Source organism: Paenibacillus campinasensis (genome assembly GCF_002272015.1).
In the GTDB taxonomy this organism is placed as follows: domain Bacteria; phylum Bacillota; class Bacilli; order Paenibacillales; family Paenibacillaceae; genus Paenibacillus_AQ; species Paenibacillus_AQ campinasensis.
Genome location: NZ_NPBY01000028.1, coordinates 1 through 17,598 on the forward strand (window position 1 = coordinate 1; position 17,598 = coordinate 17,598).

Here is a 17,598-nt window from a genome sequence, read left to right on the forward strand (position 1 = left end):
CATGTAGCGATGATGATGGTCCCTGAGCCTTGGAATAACCATGAGAGCATGGACGAAACGAAAAAAGCGTTCTACGAGTACCACAGCACGCTGATGGAGCCGTGGGACGGACCTGCAGCGATGGCGTTTACGGACGGTATCCAAATCGCCGCGACGCTAGACCGCAATGGTCTTCGTCCATCGCGTTACTATGTAACGAAGGACGATCTGATCATTCTCTCGTCCGAAGCCGGTGTGCTGGATGTTGCACCGGAGAATGTGCTGTACAAGGATCGCCTGCGTCCGGGACGCATGCTGCTCGTTGACACGAAGGAAGGCCGCATCATCTCCGATGAAGAGGTGAAAGCTGCGATCGCGTCCGAGCATCCTTACAAAACATGGCTGAACGAGCATCTGGTGGAGCTTGACGAGCTGCCTGAGGCGCCGGAGCTTCCGGATCCGAAGCATGAGAATGTTCGTCAGCTGCAGCAATCGTTCGGGTATACGTTTGAAGAGCTGCGCAAAGTGATGGAGCCGATGGCGCTGACAGGTGCCGAGGCTGTGGCTTCGATGGGCTACGATGCCCCGCTTGCGGTGCTGTCCGAACGTCCGCAGCGCTTGTTCAACTACTTCAAGCAGATGTTTGCCCAGGTAACGAATCCGCCGATCGATGCGATCCGGGAGGAGCTTGTCACCTCCACCGCTACGACGATTGGGCCGGAGCGGAACCTGCTGAAGCCGGAGCCGGAAAGCTGCCGCCATATCCGTCTGGATACGCCGGTGCTGTCCAACGAGGAATTTGCGAAGCTGCGCCATATTCATCGTCCGGGCTTCAAGTCGATGACCATTCCGATCTTCTTCCCGGCAGCGGAAGGGGCAGAGGGGCTGCGCAAGGCGATTACCGGCTTGTGTGAGGCGGCCGATCGCGTCATCGCCAAAGGCCATAACATCCTGATTCTGTCTGACCGCGGCGTGGATAAAGAGAATGCGGCGATTCCGTCGCTGCTGGCCGTGTCGGCGCTGCATCATCATCTGATCCGCCAGGGAACGCGGACGAAGGTTGCGATTCTTCTGGAGTCCGGCGAACCGCGGGAAGTTCATCATTATGCGCTGCTGCTCGGTTATGGCGTGAGCGCGGTGAACCCGTATCTTGCGTTCGAGACGCTGGATGATATGATCCAGGAAGGCATGCTGCGTGGCATCTCGCACGAGAAGGCTGTGAAGAACTATATCAAGGCAGCCAGCAAAGGCGTGGTGAAGGTGTTGTCCAAGATGGGCATATCCACCATCCAGTCTTATCGCGGTGCCCAGATTTTCGAGGCTGTCGGCCTGAAGGAAGACTTTATCGAGCAATACTTCACACGCACACCGTCCCGTATTGGCGGAATTGGCCTGGAAGAGATCGCGCAGGAGACGCTTGCGCATCATGAACGCGCCTTTACTGACAAGGACGGGAAAGACAAAGCGCTGGACTCTGCCGGCGAATACCAGTGGAGAGCAGACGGGGAAGAGCATCTGTTTAACCCGAGAACGATCCATCTGCTCCAGCAGGCGGTTCGCACAGGCGATTATGAAACGTATAAGAAATATGCCGAGCTCGTACAAGGTGAGAACGAGCAGCACCTGACACTGCGTTCCCTGCTCAAGATCAAGCCTGCAGGAGAGCCGGTGCCGCTTGAGGAAGTGGAGCCGGTGGAATCGATTATGCGCCGCTTCAAGACAGGGGCGATGTCCTTCGGTTCCATCAGCAAGGAGGCTCACGAGAGCCTGGCGATCGGGATGAACCGCATCGGCGGCAAGAGCAACACTGGTGAGGGCGGGGAAGACCCGGCACGCTTCGTACCGGATGCTAATGGCGATTCCCGCCGCAGTGCGATCAAGCAGGTTGCATCCGGCCGTTTCGGGGTAACTTCGAACTATTTGGTAAATGCGGATGAAATCCAGATCAAGATGGCGCAAGGGGCCAAGCCGGGTGAAGGCGGACAGCTGCCGGGACGCAAAGTGTATCCTTGGGTCGCTGAGGTTCGCGGCTCTACGCCAGGCGTGGGTCTGATCTCGCCGCCTCCACACCATGATATTTATTCCATCGAGGATTTGGCAGAGCTCATTTATGACCTGAAGAACGCCAACCCTCGTGCAGATATTAACGTGAAGCTGGTGTCCGAGGTCGGTGTCGGCACGATCGCCGCAGGGGTGGCGAAAGGCCGTGCAGACATCATCCTGATCAGCGGTTACGATGGCGGAACCGGGGCATCGCCGCAGGGCTCGATTCGGCATGCCGGCATGCCTTGGGAACTGGGGCTGGCCGAGACACACCAGACGCTCATGATGAACAACTTGCGGGATCGCGTCGTTCTGGAAACCGATGGAAAAATGCTGAACGGTCGCGACCTCGTCGTCGCTGCTCTGCTCGGAGCCGAGGAGTATGGCTTCTCGACCGCGCCGCTGGTGGCTATCGGCTGCATTATGATGCGGGTCTGCCAAATGGACACCTGCCCAGTCGGGGTAGCAACCCAGAATCCGGAGCTGCGGAAGAACTTTACCGGCGACCCGGAACATGTCGTTAACTTTATGCGTTTTGTTGCTGAGGATATGCGTGAGCAGATGGCGCAGCTGGGCTTCCGCACGGTAGACGAAATGATCGGGCGTACAGACTGCCTGGACGCGGTGAAAGCCGATTCCCACTGGAAGAAAAAAGGCGTGGATATCTCTGCGCTCCTGTACACGCCGGAGCTTCCGGAAGGCAGCACACGTTATCGTACGAAAAAACAAAATCATGGGCTTGAACAGACGCTGGATATGCGTCAGCTGCTGAAGGCAGCCGAGCCTGCTCTTGAATCGGGCACACCGGTAGAGGGAACATTCCCGATTACGAATGTGGATCGCGCCGTTGGCACGATTCTCGGCAGCGAAGTCACCCGCAAGTATGGTGCGCCAGGTCTGCCTGAAGATACCATTCGGTTCACCTTTGTCGGCTCGGCAGGGCAGAGCTTCGGTGCGTTCGTACCGAAAGGCATGACGCTGACCGTTGAAGGGGACGCCAATGACTACATCGGCAAAGGATTGTCCGGCGGCAAATTGATCGTGAAGCCTTCGCCGAAGGCAACATTCAAGGCTGAGGAGAACATCATCGCAGGCAATACCGCCTTCTATGGAGCAACCGGCGGGGAAGCTTACGTTCGCGGCATCGCGGGCGAGCGCTTTGCGGTACGGAACTCCGGAGCGAACATTGTGGTCGAGGGTGTCGGCGATCACGGCTGTGAATACATGACAGGCGGCCGCGTCGTTGTTCTGGGCGAGACGGGACGGAACTTTGCCGCAGGGATGTCCGGTGGCATCGCTTATGTCTATGATCCGGAAGGCAGCTTTGTCAGCCGCTGCAATCTGGAGATGGTGTTGCTTGAGCGCGTGGAGGATCAGAAGGAAGCGGATCAACTGTTCCGGATGATTCAGCAGCATTCCATCTATACGGACAGCGTGCCGGCGCAGCAGGTTCTTGCTGACTGGGATCAGGCGCTCCATCGCTTCGTTCGGGTCATTCCGAAGGACTACAAGCGGATGATTCAGCAGATCGAGAAAGTTCATGCTCAAGGACTATCCGGAGACGCCGCGCTGCTGGCTGCATTCGAAGCCAACATGAAGGAATTGGCCCGGGCCGGAAGCTAAGCGGTAACCTGAAATATCAAGCAATAAAGGCGATTCCCGCCTTTGCGGCGGTTTAACCCGCAGCGGAGTTGCTTTCATAAATGTGAAAAACACACTGCATTTCGACTAAGAATGCAGTGTGTTTTTTTCTTATCGTCCCGATGTTAACGTACGAAAATATGAATTTTACGGGAAATTGATTTTTTGCAACAAACCTATTCGACAAAAATAGAACCCCAATCATGGAACAGCATTTCCATCAGACGACAACATAAAACAAGCACCTTCGTTATAATATTGATAAGTAAGTTTGCAGGCTAAAGGGCGGCGGTTCATTTCAGGAATACAGGTTCAAGGACTGGAATCAACAACGATACATAGCGGCAGGGATGGATAGGAAATCAGTGAATAAGCGGGGGAAGAATGAAGATGAGTATGGATAAGGAGAGAAGCTCTGTCGGTGGCGAGCAGCAGCCGGATGAGCAAAAGGTGAGTCTGGACATCCTGGAGCTCATGATTCAATTGGGAATCCATCCCGACAAATGGCGGCAATACGAGGAGACATATAAAAAATAAGCTGCATACCGGCTCGTCAACACAAAGATCCCCGGAATGTCCAGGAGACATGCTCTGACTCCTGGCTTCCGGGGATTTGTTGTGGTTCATCTTATGCTGAAAAGGCATCAGCATCTTATTTCATGGAACGTTCCATCCGAACGAAAGCAATAAAGCGTCTGGCTTCTTCCTCCGTCAGCTTGCGCCCGTCTACCGTCAGATTGAAACGCTGCAGAATATCCTCATCGGAGAGCTCAAGATCATCAACAAAATCTCTGGCTGCCGAATCCAGCACCGCTTTCTCCTCGGTTGTCCGCCCGATCAAATAATCAATCGACACGTTAAACCGGTCAGCAAGACGGGTCAAGGTATCAAAATCCGGCTTGCGCCGGTTTTTTTCGTAATGAGACAGCGCCGCCCGAGTAATGCCTACCGAATTGGCAAGCTCCTCCTGGGTCCAGCCGCGTCGTTCACGTAACTCTGAGATTCGTTCTCCGTAGTTCATTATGGATCCCCCCTTCGAATCTAGGATGCTGTTATTATTTATGGTTCAATGTAAAAATGACTTCCATGGATTGCCTCAAATCGGTTCTCTTCATGCGTTCCGTTATTGTCCTGCTATAGGGCCATCGGATGTGGACCTATCCGAAAATACAATAAGCGAGCCATGCTTGTAAAGAAATATAAAAACGCATATAAGGACTTGACTGGATACAATATGTATCGTAAAATTGGAAAATAAAACGATACAATACGTATCTTGGATATGCCGAATAGTGACATATAGTATCATTTTATCCTTGGAATTCATGTCTCATACCAGAATTTCATTGGATTAAAGGAGCGAACCGGATAATCCTATGTCAAATGAAATGAGCCACCTCATTCGAGTTGGAGTTCGGATACTCAAAATCGGCAGCTTGAACATTCAAGGAGAACTACATGCTGTAACCCCGCTCGAGCTTCATCCCGAGAGGCTGGTTTTCCTGTGCCGATGGCCGATTCCGATTACTCCTAACGTGAAGCTGGGGTATGAAATTAATGATGGAACCGATCAAATTAGCGTAGCAGGACGCATTGTAACAGAGGAGCCTTTCATGAGCTCCTATCTTTATCATGCCGAAATATACGCAGACCAAGACCAGAAGTCAAGGATAACGGGCATGCTCAACCGGATGATTACGGACTGCAGGCAGGGACGATTGCCGTACCCACACAGCAATAAATATATCATCCAGTGAAAATATGAAGTTGCTAAAGCCATTTTACTATATTTAAGAAGTGCGGTCATTAGTTCTTTTACCTTAAATACAAAGGTCCTTTCGTGGCTCATCGGCATCGGCCGCCTGCTCCCGGACGTGAATCCGGCGGCGAGGCAGGGGACGGTTCTTGCACCGAATGCGCCAAACGACACCCCGATTCGAACCCGCAATGCCTTCACTCTCATTTCCAACGACCTAGACCGATGCCGTGCATAGGGCACCATCGATCATCTCATGTATAACCAGACGTGAATAAGCGTGACTAACTATGGAGGGCAGCCATCCATGACGAAAAGAACCAAGTGGATCATCGGAACGCTCATCGCACTGCTCGTACTACCTTCCAGCTACATGACCTACGTCTATTTATCCATCAAATCCACGGTGAACGAGATCTATGAAGAACGACCGCGTCCACAGATGCTTCCGGAGGGCGTCCAGGTGCAAGACGTGAAGGGGAGCAATGCACCGAGCGCTGCACCGAAAATTACCCGCAAGGCGACGCCGTTTACCGTGCTGATCCTCGGGGTGGATGAAAGGCCATCGGACAGCGGGCGGTCGGATGCGATGATATTCATGGCGGTTGATCCGGACAAGGGCTCCGTATTGATCTTTAATATTCCTCGCGATACACGGACAGATATCGTCGGCCGGGGCACAGTAGACAAAATCAATCATGCCTATGCCTTCGGCGGGGTGGATATGTCCATTCAGACGGTGGAGCATTTCTTAAAGGTGCCGGTCGATTATTATATCAAGGTGGATATGGAAGGCTTCGCGGATATCATTGATACGCTGGGCGGCGTGACTGTACATAACGACATGGAGTTTGATTATGCCGGCTTTCATTTTGGCAAGGGTGAAGTGACGCTGACCGGGGAGATGGCGCTGGCTTTTTCGCGGATGCGTTTTGAGGACCCGAGAGGCGATCTCGGCCGAAATTCAAGGCAGCAGGAAATTATTAAGGCGATCATGCACAAGGCGATGAATGTATCAACGGCCTGGAAGCTGGAACAGATCCTCGATGATATTAAAGGCAGTGTGAAGACGAATATATCCTTTGACGAGATGAAGATTCTCGTGTCGGATTATCGCCAGAAGCTCCGGCAGATTGAACAGGTTGAAATCCAGGGGCACGGCCAAAGAATCAATGGGATCTGGTATTACATCGTCAACCAGCAGGAGCAGGAGCAAATCCAGTCCCGATTGTACAGTCATATGAACAGCGGTGAGTAAAGGAAAACTAACCAGCAAACCAAACTAATACCATCAAAAATAATCTGTGCTATTTACAGGGAAGCAGACAACATATCATGGAATGAACACTTGCGCATCCATAGTCGCTTAGACAGCGAGCATGGATGCTTTTTTGCGTGTCGCTCAGGTGCCGCATGCGGGATGGTCGCTGCGGTTTTGACTGCGGCTGCCGCTGGCGTCGCCCGGCAAACGGTTCGAAATAACGACAACCTGCGCAGAATCCATGTCGATTTATGTTGACAATCCCGGATAAATTTAATACATTTCAGGTTATGATACAATTTGTATCCTGAATAATACTATGATTCCCCTAGAGAGGAACTATCCACATGAGTGATATAAAAATGTACTGCCTGATCTGCAGGCGGATCGTGAAGGTGGCCGAGGGCGGGGAAGTGTTCAAGACGGGATTCTATCGATATCATACGCCAATGGGCATCTGTGTTGCTTGTCAACAAAAGAACAGGCTGCCCGGCGGCGACAGCGAGGAGCATCAGGGTAAGGGCAACGTCCAGCTTCAAGAACCACTGTGATATAATAAGGAAATGATGGATCATTATGGTGACCGTAGTTGGGTTAATCTGTAGTAGGTAATGGATGCGTTACGCCTGAAGAACACATACAAGGAGAACTTGAATATGCAGGAACCGCTCGTAAGACTGATGGGAGTCACCAAGAAAATATCATCAAGGGTGATCGTGGACAACCTGACCTTTGATATTCCTCAGGGTCAGGTATTCGGTTTTCTCGGGCCGAACGGGGCCGGGAAGACAACCACGATCCGGATGATGGTCGGTTTGATGTCCATCACCGAAGGGGATATTACGATCGGGGGCTGGAGCATTCGTCATCATTATGAACAGGCTGCCGCCCAGATCGGTGCCATCGTTGAAAATCCCGAGATGTATAAATTTATGTCGGGTTATAAAAATCTGATTCACTATGCCCGCATGATGCCCGGCATTACCGAGGAGCGGATTACGGAGGTTGTCAACCTTGTCGGCCTGGGCAATCGAATCCATGATAAGGTGCAGACCTATTCGCTCGGCATGCGTCAGCGGCTTGGCGTGGCTCAGGCGCTTCTTCATCGTCCGAGGCTGCTCATTCTGGATGAGCCGACGAACGGGCTTGATCCGCAAGGAATTCGCGAGCTGAGGGACTACCTGCGCAAGCTGGCGCAGGAGGAGGGGACAACGGTGTTTGTCTCCAGCCATTTGTTGTCGGAGATGGAGCTGATGTGTGATACGGTGGGCATTATCAGTCAGGGGAAACTGGTCGATGTCCGCGCCCTGAGGAACGCTCACGGCGAGCCGGAAGCGGAGGATACGGCCTTTATCGTCAGCGATCCAGCAAGAGCGGCAGAGGTGCTGCAATCCGCTGATCCGACCGTTCAGGGCAGCAGCGTCGTTGTGCGCGGCACCCCGGACATGGTGGCGGAGATGAATGCACGGCTAGTGAGTGCAGGGGTGAACGTATACGGGATTATGCCGGTTACGCGTTCGCTGGAGGATCAATTCCTGGAAGTGACAGGAGGGGAAGCGATTGAATAATTTCATCCGTCTTGTCGCGAACGAGAATATGAAAATTTACAGCCGTCCGCGCACATGGGTCATGCTGGGCCTGCTGGCGCTGTTCAGCTTGGCGATGCCGGTCCTGCTCTATCTGACGGGAGCCGATATGGACCTGTGGACGGTGTTTACGTGGACCGAAAGCTTCACCTATTTGCTGAACATCATATTTGCAGTTGTCATTGCTTCCGATCTGGTCGCTGGAGAGTTTAGCTGGGGAACGATCAAGCTGCTGCTGATCCGGCCTTGGAGCCGGGGCAAAATCCTGTTCTCCAAATATATTGCCATGCTGCTGTTCGGACTGCTGGGCACTGTCATATTGTCTGCTGTCGGGATTGTTTCATCAGCTCTGTTATTCAGTGGGAACCAGGCGATGGGCGCCGGCTTCGAACAGTCGCGGATGCTGGATTCCATGCTGCTGGTGCTGACCGATCTCATTCAGCTTGTGGTCATTGCCACGATCACCTTCATGCTGTCCACCGTGTTTCGCTCCAGCAGTCTGGCGATCGGCTTGTCGCTGCTTATTCTGTTTACGAAGGATCTGTTCGGCATGCTGTTCAATCCGGAGAAGCATGTCTGGGCGAAATATGTTCTTCTGCTTCATACCGATCTGAGTGTGTATATCCATTCACCGGTAGGCCCAGGAGGGACAAGCCTGGCGTTCTCCATTGCGATCCTGGCAGGGTATTCCATCCTGTTCCTGCTCATATCCTGGTGGGTATTCACCAAGAGGGATGTTACAACATGATACAAAAGGAGCTCCCATTCATCTTATCCAGATGCGAGGAGCTCCTTTGTTGTTTCTGCGAAAGCGGGTATGGATGATCGTGAATGCCGGGCCAGTGCGGCATCATGGAGGCATCCATTGCTGCCTTAGCCCACATCCGAATGCTTTACAGGCAGGACGCTGAGCTCCGAGCTCTCCTGAGCGGCGCTGTTCGTCTGATCCTCCATGCGGCTGACGCCGTTAAGCTGGCCGCCTTCCATCACGATCAGGGAGGAAGCCACTACATTGCCGAACATTTTCCCGGTCGGCGTGATCGTCAGCTTGGTTTCCGCCGCGACGTCCCCATAGACCATGCCAGCGACGATGACTTCGTTAGCCGTAATGTTGGAGCGGGCGACTGCGCTTTCGCCAATCGTGACGCTGCCCTGGCTTTCGATCGTTCCCTTGAAGCTGCCGTCGATCCGAAGGTCGGCATTGCTCTGCAGGGAGCCCTCCATTTCCGTTCCCGGACCGACGAGTGTGTCCATTCGGAGCGCTTGACGTCTGGCTTTTCTGTTTCTTCGCATGTTGATTCCTCCTGTTTACTTTTATTTTCATTGCAGATACGGCATCGGGTCGACGGTCTGATTGTTTTTGACCACCTGGAAATGAAGATGTGGTCCTGTACTGCGGCCGGTATTACCGAGCTTGCCGATGATGTCGCCTTGCTGGACCTGCTGGCCAACAGACACGTTAAGGCTGTCCAAATGCATGTACCACGTTTCCAAGCCGTTCGGATGCTCGATGACGGTGTAGATCCCGCGGGCGCCGCTTCGCTCTGCGGCGGTGACTATGCCGGAGCCTGCCGCATAGATCGGATCGCCGACACTTCCGGCAATGTCGATGCCGGCATGATAGGCGGAACGGCCGGTGAAGGGATCGCTGCGGTACCCGAAGCTGGAGGAGATCCTCTTGGAAACCGTGGGCCACAGTGACGGTGTTCCTTCCAGCATGACCTGGGTCTCCAGCGCCTGACCCAGCGTGCGGGGAATGTGGGATTCCATCCGGGAGATCAGCGCCTGAATCTCGGCAAAATCATCGCGGGTTTCCCTGGCCAGCGTGAGCATTTCATTCTCATGGACCGCGATAAATTCCCCGCCGACAAACATCCCTTGCTCCATGCTGACCGATGACGTTGCATCCTTGAACGTACCGTTCTCCTTGATGAACTCCTGGAGCTCCTGTTCCAGCTGCTGAACCCGCTCCATCTGGGCCCTGGTCTCCTTGGCCTCGCCTGACAGCTCGATGATGGCCTTGTTCAGCCGTTCGATGGCCGCGTCCTTATCGGTGACGGTAACCTCCATCTGCAGCGCTTCAAGGCTCTTCAGCGCGAGCTGCTGCTCCAGCTGTGTAATGGTCTGGGCGGACTGGATCTGGAGGGAGACGATCAGCCCGGCAATGGACAGAACAGCTGCGGCAGGCACGGCGATCATCATCGGCTTGGACAGTTGTACCTGCTTGACAGAATGCTGGGCATCCCGAAGAACGAGGAGGGTCAAGCGTCCCTTTTGCTGCGCGGTTTTCATGACATCACTCCTTTCGATTCGGAAAATAGGGGATTTCCATACGTCAGATCGGGTCGAGCATACTCCTTATCTTCTATGTATTCTACTTTTTCGGAGAACATGTCAAAAAAATAGGGCGAGCCTATTTTTATTCATCATGACAGGTTATTGGTTATGTATTGAATAAATAGCTGGAAGAATGGACAATGATGAATCTTGAGGCTGCTCCTGCTGTGCAGGGCATTATACCGATGCAGCGGCACGGACTCGCTGTTCGCATTATTCCAATTTTAGCGATTATCATACTAGTTAGGAGGCTGCCCCTATGCAGTGGCTTCTGCTTGCACTCATGGCTTTTGTTTTACAGATGGCAGCGGTCCTGCTGCTGGAATTCCGCAATCCTTCGAAGACGGTGGCATGGCTGTTTATTTTATTTTGTCTTCCGTTTCTCGGTTTCGTGCTCTACTTTTTTATCGCCAGGGACTATCAGAAGCGGTTCAAGTTCCGCGACAAAGGATCAAAAGTATTTCGGGAAATTCGCGAGCATCTGTGGAAGCGGGTGACGGTGGTCGAGAAGCCGGAGGAGATGAACAACCCTGAATTCAGAGGGCATCTGCGGCTGTTCAACCTGCTGAACCATTTGTCTGAGAGCCCGATTACCGGCTGCAACGAGACCCGCGTGTTAACCGATGGCGAGGAGACCTATGCCGCGATGCTCAAGGCGATGGAAGAGGCGAAGGATCATATTCATGTGGAATTTTATATTTTCAGACATGACAAGATTGGCACCAAGTTTCAGGATGTGATGATCCGTAAGGCGAAAGAGGGCGTCAAGGTTCGTCTCATCTGCGATGGCCTCGGCAGCTATAAGCTGAAAAAAGCGTTCATCCGGCGATTTCAGGAATCGGGGGTGGAGTTCTATTTCTTTCTTCCGGCGATGGTGTCGATGTTCAGTCGGCGCGTCAATTACCGCAATCACCGCAAAATTGTGATCGTGGACGGCACCGTCGGGTTTCTCGGCGGCATTAATGTCGGGGATGACTATTTAGGCAAATATCCGAAGATGGGGTACTGGCGTGACACGCATCTCGAAGTGAAGGGGGATGCGGTTTATTTTCTGCAAAATGTGTTTCTGCATGACTGGAGGCTGGCGTCCGGAGAACGCATCGCGGACCCGCTGCTGTACCCCGAGCACGGCTGCACAGGCGAAGAGCAGGTTCAGATCTTGAGCAGCGGGCCGGATCAGAACTGGAACGCGATTCAGGAAATGTGCTTTGGGGCCATCTCGGTTGCTAAAGAGCGGATATGGATCACCAGTCCCTATTTCATCCCGGATGAAGGCGTGTATGAAGCGATCAAGACGGCCGCCGTGAGCGGGGTCGATGTCCGCATCATTATTCCGGACAAAGCCGACACGCGCCTGGTGAAGCTCGCCAGCCTGTCTTATGTGGAGGAGCTTATGGCTGCGGGCGTGTCCTTTTACGAATATGAAAAAGGGTTTATTCATGCCAAGGTGATTATCGTCGATGAGATTCTGGGCTCGGTGGGCACGGCGAATATGGACATGCGCAGCTTTTTTTGCAATTTCGAGCTGACGGCCGTAATGTTCAACAAGCGCCCGATTGACGATCTTGTCGCCGATTTTGAAGAGGATCTGCGTAACAGCCGCCCGATCGAGTGGGAGTCCTTCCATAAGCGTGGAGGCAGGCAAAAAGCGGCGGAGATTCTGTGCAGAATGCTGTCTCCGCTACTGTAGCAGCCTGACATCTATGTGATCATAAGTTCCGGTTGGTGGCAGACACAGCGCAGGTGCACGCTTGCGGTATATGGCGTTTCAATATTTTATGTTAAAATATATATATAGCTGCAGCTCATAAATATATGAAACACAGATCCTCAGAATGAACGGGGGAAATTTATGTCAAGTCATGTAAAGGTTCTTGCGCATGAGGAAGAGGAGCAGCAGAAGCCGGAGAATCTGAAGGCGGGCGCGGTCCCGAAAAGGCTTCTCCGCCGTCTGGTGTTTTTGACTTTCGGTGCGTTGTTTATGGCTGTAGGGCTGGAGATTTTCTTAGTCCCCAACAAAATTATTGATGGGGGGATCACCGGGGTATCGATTATGGTTGCCCATTTTACCGGCGTTCCGCTCGGGATATTCCTCGCCTTGTTCAATCTGCCATTTCTGTTTATAGGGTATAAACAGATTGGCAAGACGTTTGCCTTGTCCACACTGTATGCCGTGCTGGTGATGTCCACCGCAACGTACGTTCTGCATCCGGTCAAGCCGCTTACGATTGATCCGCTGCTGGCGGCCGTCTTCGGCGGCATATTTCTCGGCGTGGGCGTCGGGCTTGTCATTCGCTCGGGCGGATCGCTGGATGGTACGGAAATCGTGGCGATTCTGATCAACAAGCGAACGCCGTTCTCGGTCGGGGAAATTGTGATGTTCATCAACGTGTTCATCCTGGGCAGCGCGGGCTTTGTCTTCGGCTGGGATCATGCGATGTACTCGCTGATCGCTTATTACCTCGCTTTCAAGCTGATTGATATTACGATTGAAGGCATCGACCAGTCCAAATCGGTGTGGATCATCAGCGACAAGTACAGGGAGATCGGCGAAGCCTTGACCCAGCGTCTGGGCCGAGGCGTCACTTACCTTGAAGGAGAGGGCGCTTATACCGGCGACAGCAAAAAGGTCATCTTCGTAGTCATTACCCGGCTGGAGGAAGCGAAGCTGAAATCGATTGTGGAGGATTGGGATTCCCAGGCTTTCCTGGCCGTCGGGAACATTCATGATGTGAAGGGCGGGCGCTTCAAGAAGAAGGATATTCATTAGGCCGGAAGAGCCGGGGGACTTCGCATCGCTCAGGCTGGACCGGAACGATATAGGGGATCAGCGGAACATAGTAGTCATAGATACTGTAGTCATAGATACAGGCTGTCCAAGAGAATGCGGGTGCGTTCTTGCGGGCGGTCTTTTTTTGGCCTTCTGGAAGCTTGCTGAAAATTCCATTTGAAACAGAACATATGTTTGGTTTATGATGGGGAATATAGAATGCAGCACTGGCATTAGAAGGGGAGGCGGGTTGCCATGCCAACGACAACTTATGAGACCGTAACTACGAAGCAGACGTTAAATCGGGTTCAGGAGGAGCGAATGCCTTTTGACTGGTCGATTAATCCGTACCGGGGCTGCGCTCACGGCTGCAGCTTCTGCTATGCAAGGGCCTTTCAGTCCTTCATGGGGCTTGGAGCGGAGGATGAATTCCAATTTCGCATTATGATGAAGAACAATGCAGCTGAGGCGCTGGAGAAGCAGCTGTCTGGCATGGCGCGCAAGCTCGGCCACGACATCGATGCGCTGGGCAGACAGATCGGTCAGGTGACCACCGGGACTGCGACCGATCCTTACCAGCCGATTGAGGGCAAGGCCGAAATTACGAGGGCGTGCCTGAAGGTGCTGGCCAAGTACCGGATCAGCACCAGCATTACAACGCGGTCGCCCCTCGTGCTCAGAGACCTGGACATTCTGACGCAGATGAAGGATGTATCGGTGAACATCAGCATCAATACGCTGGATCCCGGCATCATCCGCAAGCTGGAGCCTGCCTCCCCGCATCCGCACCAGAGGCTTGAAGCGCTGCTCGGGCTGTCGGAGGCCGGTATTCAGACCGGAATATTTGCTGCGCCGGTGCTTCCGCTCATTACCGACGAGGAAGAAGGGCTGCGCCAGCTGCTGATGGCAGCGAAGGAGCGCGGAGCGGCGTTTGCCATGATCTCTCTGCTCCGGCTGTCCAAGGATGTGAAGCGCTGGTATCTGCAGACGCTGAAGGAGCAATTTCCGGACAAGCTCGCTTCGTATTATGAGCTGTACCGAGGTCCTTATGCAGAGGAAGGATACGTCCGCTCATTCAAGCAGATGGCTGCGAAGCTGCTTGCGCAGTGCGGCATGAACGACGGATCGGCACCGGCTCAGCCTCGGGTGAAGGCTGCAAGCACGAGAAAGCTCCCTCGTCCTTCCGCAGAAGTGACGGTGAGGGAGCTTACACCGGAGGTCGAGCAGCTATCCTTTCCGTTTTGAGCCCCGGCCCGTTCCGGTCTTCAGATGACGAATGATATCCTGTACCGGCTGCGGAGGCAGCATTTGCAGAAGATCACCCTTTTCTTTCAGACGCTCTTCGATATTGAGCAGATGGAAGTCGGTTGGAGACACATTGGACTTCACCTCTTCCCAGGTCAGCGGCGTGGAGACGGTGGCAAGCGGACGGGCCCGCGGCGTATAGGGAGCTGCGAGCGTTCTGCCGCTGTAATGCTGGAGGTAGTCGAAATAGATCTTGTCTCCGCGATGTTTCTTCAGCCGCTCGATGGTGAACAGCTTCGGATGCTTCTCGGTCACGTATTGACCGACGAACAGCCCCACCGAGCGCAGCTCGTCAAATGTCACGCCTTCGGGAATCGTCACAATAATCTGGACGCCGGTCGCGCCCGACGTCTTCGGCACCGACTCGATGCCGAGCGAGCGCAGCGTGTCGCCGACAATGGAGGAGGCCTCCATGATGCGCGGCTCTTCCGGCAGTGACGGATCCAGATCGATCATCCATTCGCAGGGCAGCGGGCTGCCTGCATAATGGAGCGATGGGTGAAATTCAAGCGCAGCCAGATTGCCGAGCCACAGCAGCTCCGGCAGGCCGTTGAGCAGCACATACCGGATATTCTCATGGACGGCAGTCTGCACGAAGTCCGGAGTTGGCTCCGGGGCGTTCTTCTGATAGAACGATTCGTCCCCCGCCCCATGAGGATAGCGGATCGTGGTCAGCAGCCGGTTGCGGCAGTATCGGAGCAGGAAGGGGGACAGTGCCGCCAGCTTCTGCAGGTACATCGCCTTGGTGATGCCCACCTCCGGCCACAGCGGTTTGTCCGGGTTCGAGATTTGAATTTCCTGGCCCTCAATGACGAGGGTTCCTTTGACTTGACGCGGCATCCGCTACACCCCTTCTATGGCGAGCAGCTTCGGGTGGCGCATCAGGCCGTCCTGGCTCCATTCCAGAAAGGTAACGGATACCTGGATGGGCCGGCTTAGCCACATCAGCTGCTCTTTCTTCAAGTCGGCATGAAGGACGGGGGGATGAAGCTCGGCGCGATGCTGTCCGGCATAGTTAAGCAGTCGCGCCTTGGTCTGCTCGTTCAGGCCGAGTGAAGCTCGGCCGATATAATGGCCCTCTTCGTTAAACAGCACAAGGCTGGCCACGCGCCCTTCTCTTATGATAAGAGCCATCGCCGAGGCGTCCATCTCGACGGCGATTTTCTTCTTATACCAGTCTTTATGCTTCTTCCCTTCCCGGTATGGGGAGGCCAGGCGCTTCATCACAACGCCCTCCCAGCCGCGTTCCTCCGCCCATTGCCACAGGCTGGCCCCCTCCTGAAACAGATCGGTTATGATTAATCCGGGGATGTTCGGCGCGAGGGCTTTCAGCCGCTGATGCCGCTCCACATAGGGGAGCGTACGCAGGTCTTCGCTGCCGTCAATGAGCAGATCGAACAGCACATAGGTAAAAGCCGGCGCACCGGCACCTGCGCTGCGCGATCGCTCGCGCTGAAGCACTTTTTGGAACACAGGCCGACTGAGCTCCGGATCGAAAAAAACAACCTCGCCATCCAGCAGCAGACGGCGACGGCCGAGCTTCTCGACGGCATGGACCACTTCGGGGTAGAGCGAGGTTTTGTTCAGGAGCTTGCGGGAATAGAGCGAGACGCGGCCCTGATCCAGCGTGGCGAGAATCCGGACGCCATCCCATTTCAGCTGGTAGCCCCATTCCTCGCCGTCCAGCAACGCATCTGTTGATATCGGAGCCATAGGCTCCTTCGGAAGCAATTCCTCTAGCGATTTCATATCAGGAACCGGTCTCGGTCTTCTTCGATTTGGTCCGGCGCTTCGGCTTCGGGCCTTCCGGCTCCGTTTGATCACCGCTGGCTTTAGCAGCAGGCTCCTTGGCTGCTGTCTTGCGCGTCGTTTTCTTACGCGGCTTGGTGGCGGTGCCCGGATCGGTTCCGATCGGCTTCACCGCTTCGATGCTGGCCTGCAGGGCAGCCATCAGATCGACCACATTGGTCTCCTGGCGGGCCGGGGCAATCTTGATCTCTTCGCCAGTCACCTTGCTGTTGATCAGATCAAGCAGCCGCTCGCGGTAATCGTCGGTATATTTTTCCGGATCGAACGGTGTGGAAAGCTGGTCGATGAGAAGGCGGGCCATGTCCAGCTCTTTATCGTTCACTTCGGCTTTTTCCGGCAGGTTCGGCACCTGTGAAATCGGGCGGATCTCATCCGGATAGAAAATCGTCTCGATCGACAGGCAGTCATCCAGCACGCGGATGGCGGCTAGGCTGCTTTTGGAGCGGATCGCCATTTTGGCAATGCCGATTTTGCCGGATTGACGCATCGCTTCCATAAGCAATCGATAGGCGTTCGTTCCCGCCTGGTCGGGGGAGAGGTAGTAGGTTTTCTGGAAATAGATCGGGTCAATTTCCTTCAAATCAACAAAATCAAGAATCGTGATGTTCTTGTTGTTCTCTCCGGCAAGCTGGTCGAGCTCTTCTTTTTCAAACAGCACAAACTTTCCTTTCTCATATTCATATCCTCGCGAGATTTCCTCCCAGCCAACCTCCTCCTCGCAGACCGGACATTTGCGCACATACGACAGCGGGCTGCCGCATTCCTTATGGACATAGCGCATCGAGATGTCTTTGTCCTCGGTGGCGGAGAACATTTTGACAGGGACGTGGACCAGTCCGAAGCTGATCGCGCCCTTCCATACCGTATGCATCGATGAAACCCTCCTATTGATAAAGATTCGGCTGTACCGTTCCGCTCGATCTGTGGCTGATATGATTCCTGAATGAATGAACCTATAGGGGCACAAATCCGCAATATAGCAGTTTCTACTAGCTTGCCCAAAACCTATGGCAAATATAAAAGCTCCAAATCGACCACAAAGGGCCCTGCCGGCTTGGACTCCTTCAGTTCCGGGAATAATCCCGGCATGAATGTGGCATATTGACGGTGA

The 17,598-nt window shown here is 53.9% G+C and carries 15 protein-coding genes; 9 read left to right on the forward strand and 6 right to left on the reverse strand.

Annotation, left to right across the window (positions count from 1 at the left end):
• Both gltB and CHH67_RS26170 read left to right on the forward strand, forming a co-directional pair.
• Positions 1-3,645 (forward strand): glutamate synthase large subunit (gene gltB, locus CHH67_RS08585; protein WP_095264760.1); only part of this gene is annotated, 3,645 nt, incomplete at its 5' end.
• 402 nt (positions 3,646-4,047) lie between these two features.
• A complete protein-coding gene (locus tag CHH67_RS26170; RefSeq protein ID WP_176475524.1) occupies positions 4,048-4,200 on the forward strand; it encodes a hypothetical protein in 153 nt (50 codons plus the stop codon).
• Positions 4,201-4,315: 115 nt separating this feature from the next.
• Here the strand turns inward: CHH67_RS26170 and CHH67_RS08590 are convergent, their stop codons facing one another.
• Positions 4,316-4,684 (reverse strand): helix-turn-helix domain-containing protein, encoded by a 369-nt coding sequence (locus tag CHH67_RS08590; RefSeq protein ID WP_095264761.1) that lies wholly within the window; start codon positions 4,682-4,684, stop codon positions 4,316-4,318.
• Positions 4,685-5,726: 1,042 nt separating this feature from the next.
• On the opposite strand from CHH67_RS08590, the gene CHH67_RS08600 reads away from it, so the two are divergent.
• The 4 genes from CHH67_RS08600 to CHH67_RS08615 all read left to right on the forward strand — a co-directional run bounded on the left by CHH67_RS08600 (position 5,727) and on the right by CHH67_RS08615 (position 9,014).
• On the forward strand, positions 5,727-6,677 hold the full coding sequence (locus CHH67_RS08600; protein WP_095264763.1) for an LCP family glycopolymer transferase: 951 nt from the start codon (positions 5,727-5,729) through the stop codon (positions 6,675-6,677).
• A 350-nt stretch (positions 6,678-7,027) separates the two neighbouring features.
• Complete coding sequence (locus CHH67_RS08605) at positions 7,028-7,231, forward strand: hypothetical protein (RefSeq protein ID WP_095264764.1); 204 nt, start codon at positions 7,028-7,030, stop codon at positions 7,229-7,231.
• Between the two features lie 105 nt (positions 7,232-7,336).
• A complete protein-coding gene (locus tag CHH67_RS08610; protein WP_095264765.1) occupies positions 7,337-8,248 on the forward strand; it encodes an ABC transporter ATP-binding protein in 912 nt (303 codons plus the stop codon).
• On the forward strand, positions 8,241-9,014 hold the full coding sequence (locus CHH67_RS08615; protein ID WP_095264766.1) for an ABC transporter permease: 774 nt from the start codon (positions 8,241-8,243) through the stop codon (positions 9,012-9,014). The genes CHH67_RS08610 and CHH67_RS08615 overlap by 8 nt, the downstream gene beginning before the upstream one ends.
• A gap of 125 nt (positions 9,015-9,139) precedes the next feature.
• On the opposite strand, the gene CHH67_RS08620 is transcribed toward CHH67_RS08615, so the two are convergent.
• Both CHH67_RS08620 and CHH67_RS08625 read right to left on the reverse strand, forming a co-directional pair.
• Positions 9,140-9,559, reverse strand: a complete 420-nt coding sequence (locus tag CHH67_RS08620) for a bactofilin family protein (RefSeq protein ID WP_095264767.1) — start codon at positions 9,557-9,559, stop codon at positions 9,140-9,142.
• Positions 9,560-9,586: 27 nt separating this feature from the next.
• On the reverse strand, positions 9,587-10,558 hold the full coding sequence (locus CHH67_RS08625; protein ID WP_095264768.1) for a M23 family metallopeptidase: 972 nt from the start codon (positions 10,556-10,558) through the stop codon (positions 9,587-9,589).
• Between the two features lie 304 nt (positions 10,559-10,862).
• On the opposite strand from CHH67_RS08625, the gene cls reads away from it, so the two are divergent.
• From cls to CHH67_RS08640, 3 genes are all read left to right on the forward strand, one after another.
• Positions 10,863-12,293: a cardiolipin synthase gene (gene cls / locus CHH67_RS08630; protein ID WP_095264769.1), complete on the forward strand. Its 1,431-nt coding sequence runs from the start codon at positions 10,863-10,865 to the stop codon at positions 12,291-12,293.
• A gap of 162 nt (positions 12,294-12,455) precedes the next feature.
• Complete coding sequence (locus CHH67_RS08635) at positions 12,456-13,373, forward strand: YitT family protein (RefSeq protein WP_095264770.1); 918 nt, start codon at positions 12,456-12,458, stop codon at positions 13,371-13,373.
• Between the two features lie 255 nt (positions 13,374-13,628).
• The gene (locus tag CHH67_RS08640) at positions 13,629-14,618 is read left to right on the forward strand and encodes an SPL family radical SAM protein (RefSeq protein WP_095264771.1); all 990 of its coding nucleotides are present in this window, start codon (positions 13,629-13,631) and stop codon (positions 14,616-14,618) included.
• Here CHH67_RS08640 and CHH67_RS08645 read toward each other — a convergent pair.
• Genes CHH67_RS08645 through ku form a run of 3 tightly spaced genes read right to left on the reverse strand, consistent with a single transcriptional unit; the run spans position 14,601 to position 17,358 of the window.
• A complete protein-coding gene (locus tag CHH67_RS08645; protein ID WP_095264772.1) occupies positions 14,601-15,518 on the reverse strand; it encodes a DNA polymerase domain-containing protein in 918 nt (305 codons plus the stop codon). The genes CHH67_RS08640 and CHH67_RS08645 overlap by 18 nt on opposite strands.
• A gap of 3 nt (positions 15,519-15,521) precedes the next feature.
• Entirely contained in the window at positions 15,522-16,427 is a 906-nt protein-coding gene (locus CHH67_RS08650; RefSeq protein ID WP_095264773.1) for an ATP-dependent DNA ligase, read from the reverse strand.
• Between the two features lies 1 nt (position 16,428).
• Positions 16,429-17,358, reverse strand: coding sequence for a non-homologous end joining protein Ku (ku, locus tag CHH67_RS08655; protein ID WP_095264774.1), 930 nt, complete (start codon positions 17,356-17,358; stop codon positions 16,429-16,431).
• Between the last annotated feature and the right edge of the window lie 240 nt (positions 17,359-17,598).

What these genes read in the sequence shown, in the direction of transcription:
- CHH67_RS08605 (WP_095264764.1), top strand. Translation starts at nt 7,028, where the DNA reads ATGAGTGATATAAAAATGTACTGCCTGATCTGCAGGCGGATCGTGAAG.
- CHH67_RS08645 (WP_095264772.1), bottom strand. Translation starts at nt 15,518, where the DNA reads ATGCCGCGTCAAGTCAAAGGAACCCTCGTCATTGAGGGCCAGGAAATT.
- ku (WP_095264774.1), bottom strand. Translation starts at nt 17,358, where the DNA reads ATGCATACGGTATGGAAGGGCGCGATCAGCTTCGGACTGGTCCACGTC.
- CHH67_RS08640 (WP_095264771.1), top strand. Translation starts at nt 13,629, where the DNA reads ATGCCAACGACAACTTATGAGACCGTAACTACGAAGCAGACGTTAAAT.
- CHH67_RS08610 (WP_095264765.1), top strand. Translation starts at nt 7,337, where the DNA reads ATGCAGGAACCGCTCGTAAGACTGATGGGAGTCACCAAGAAAATATCA.
- CHH67_RS08600 (WP_095264763.1), top strand. Translation starts at nt 5,727, where the DNA reads ATGACGAAAAGAACCAAGTGGATCATCGGAACGCTCATCGCACTGCTC.
- CHH67_RS08590 (WP_095264761.1), bottom strand. Translation starts at nt 4,684, where the DNA reads ATGAACTACGGAGAACGAATCTCAGAGTTACGTGAACGACGCGGCTGG.
- cls (WP_095264769.1), top strand. Translation starts at nt 10,863, where the DNA reads ATGCAGTGGCTTCTGCTTGCACTCATGGCTTTTGTTTTACAGATGGCA.
- CHH67_RS08620 (WP_095264767.1), bottom strand. Translation starts at nt 9,559, where the DNA reads ATGCGAAGAAACAGAAAAGCCAGACGTCAAGCGCTCCGAATGGACACA.
- CHH67_RS26170 (WP_176475524.1), top strand. Translation starts at nt 4,048, where the DNA reads ATGAAGATGAGTATGGATAAGGAGAGAAGCTCTGTCGGTGGCGAGCAG.
- CHH67_RS08650 (WP_095264773.1), bottom strand. Translation starts at nt 16,427, where the DNA reads ATGAAATCGCTAGAGGAATTGCTTCCGAAGGAGCCTATGGCTCCGATA.
- CHH67_RS08625 (WP_095264768.1), bottom strand. Translation starts at nt 10,558, where the DNA reads ATGAAAACCGCGCAGCAAAAGGGACGCTTGACCCTCCTCGTTCTTCGG.
- CHH67_RS08635 (WP_095264770.1), top strand. Translation starts at nt 12,456, where the DNA reads ATGTCAAGTCATGTAAAGGTTCTTGCGCATGAGGAAGAGGAGCAGCAG.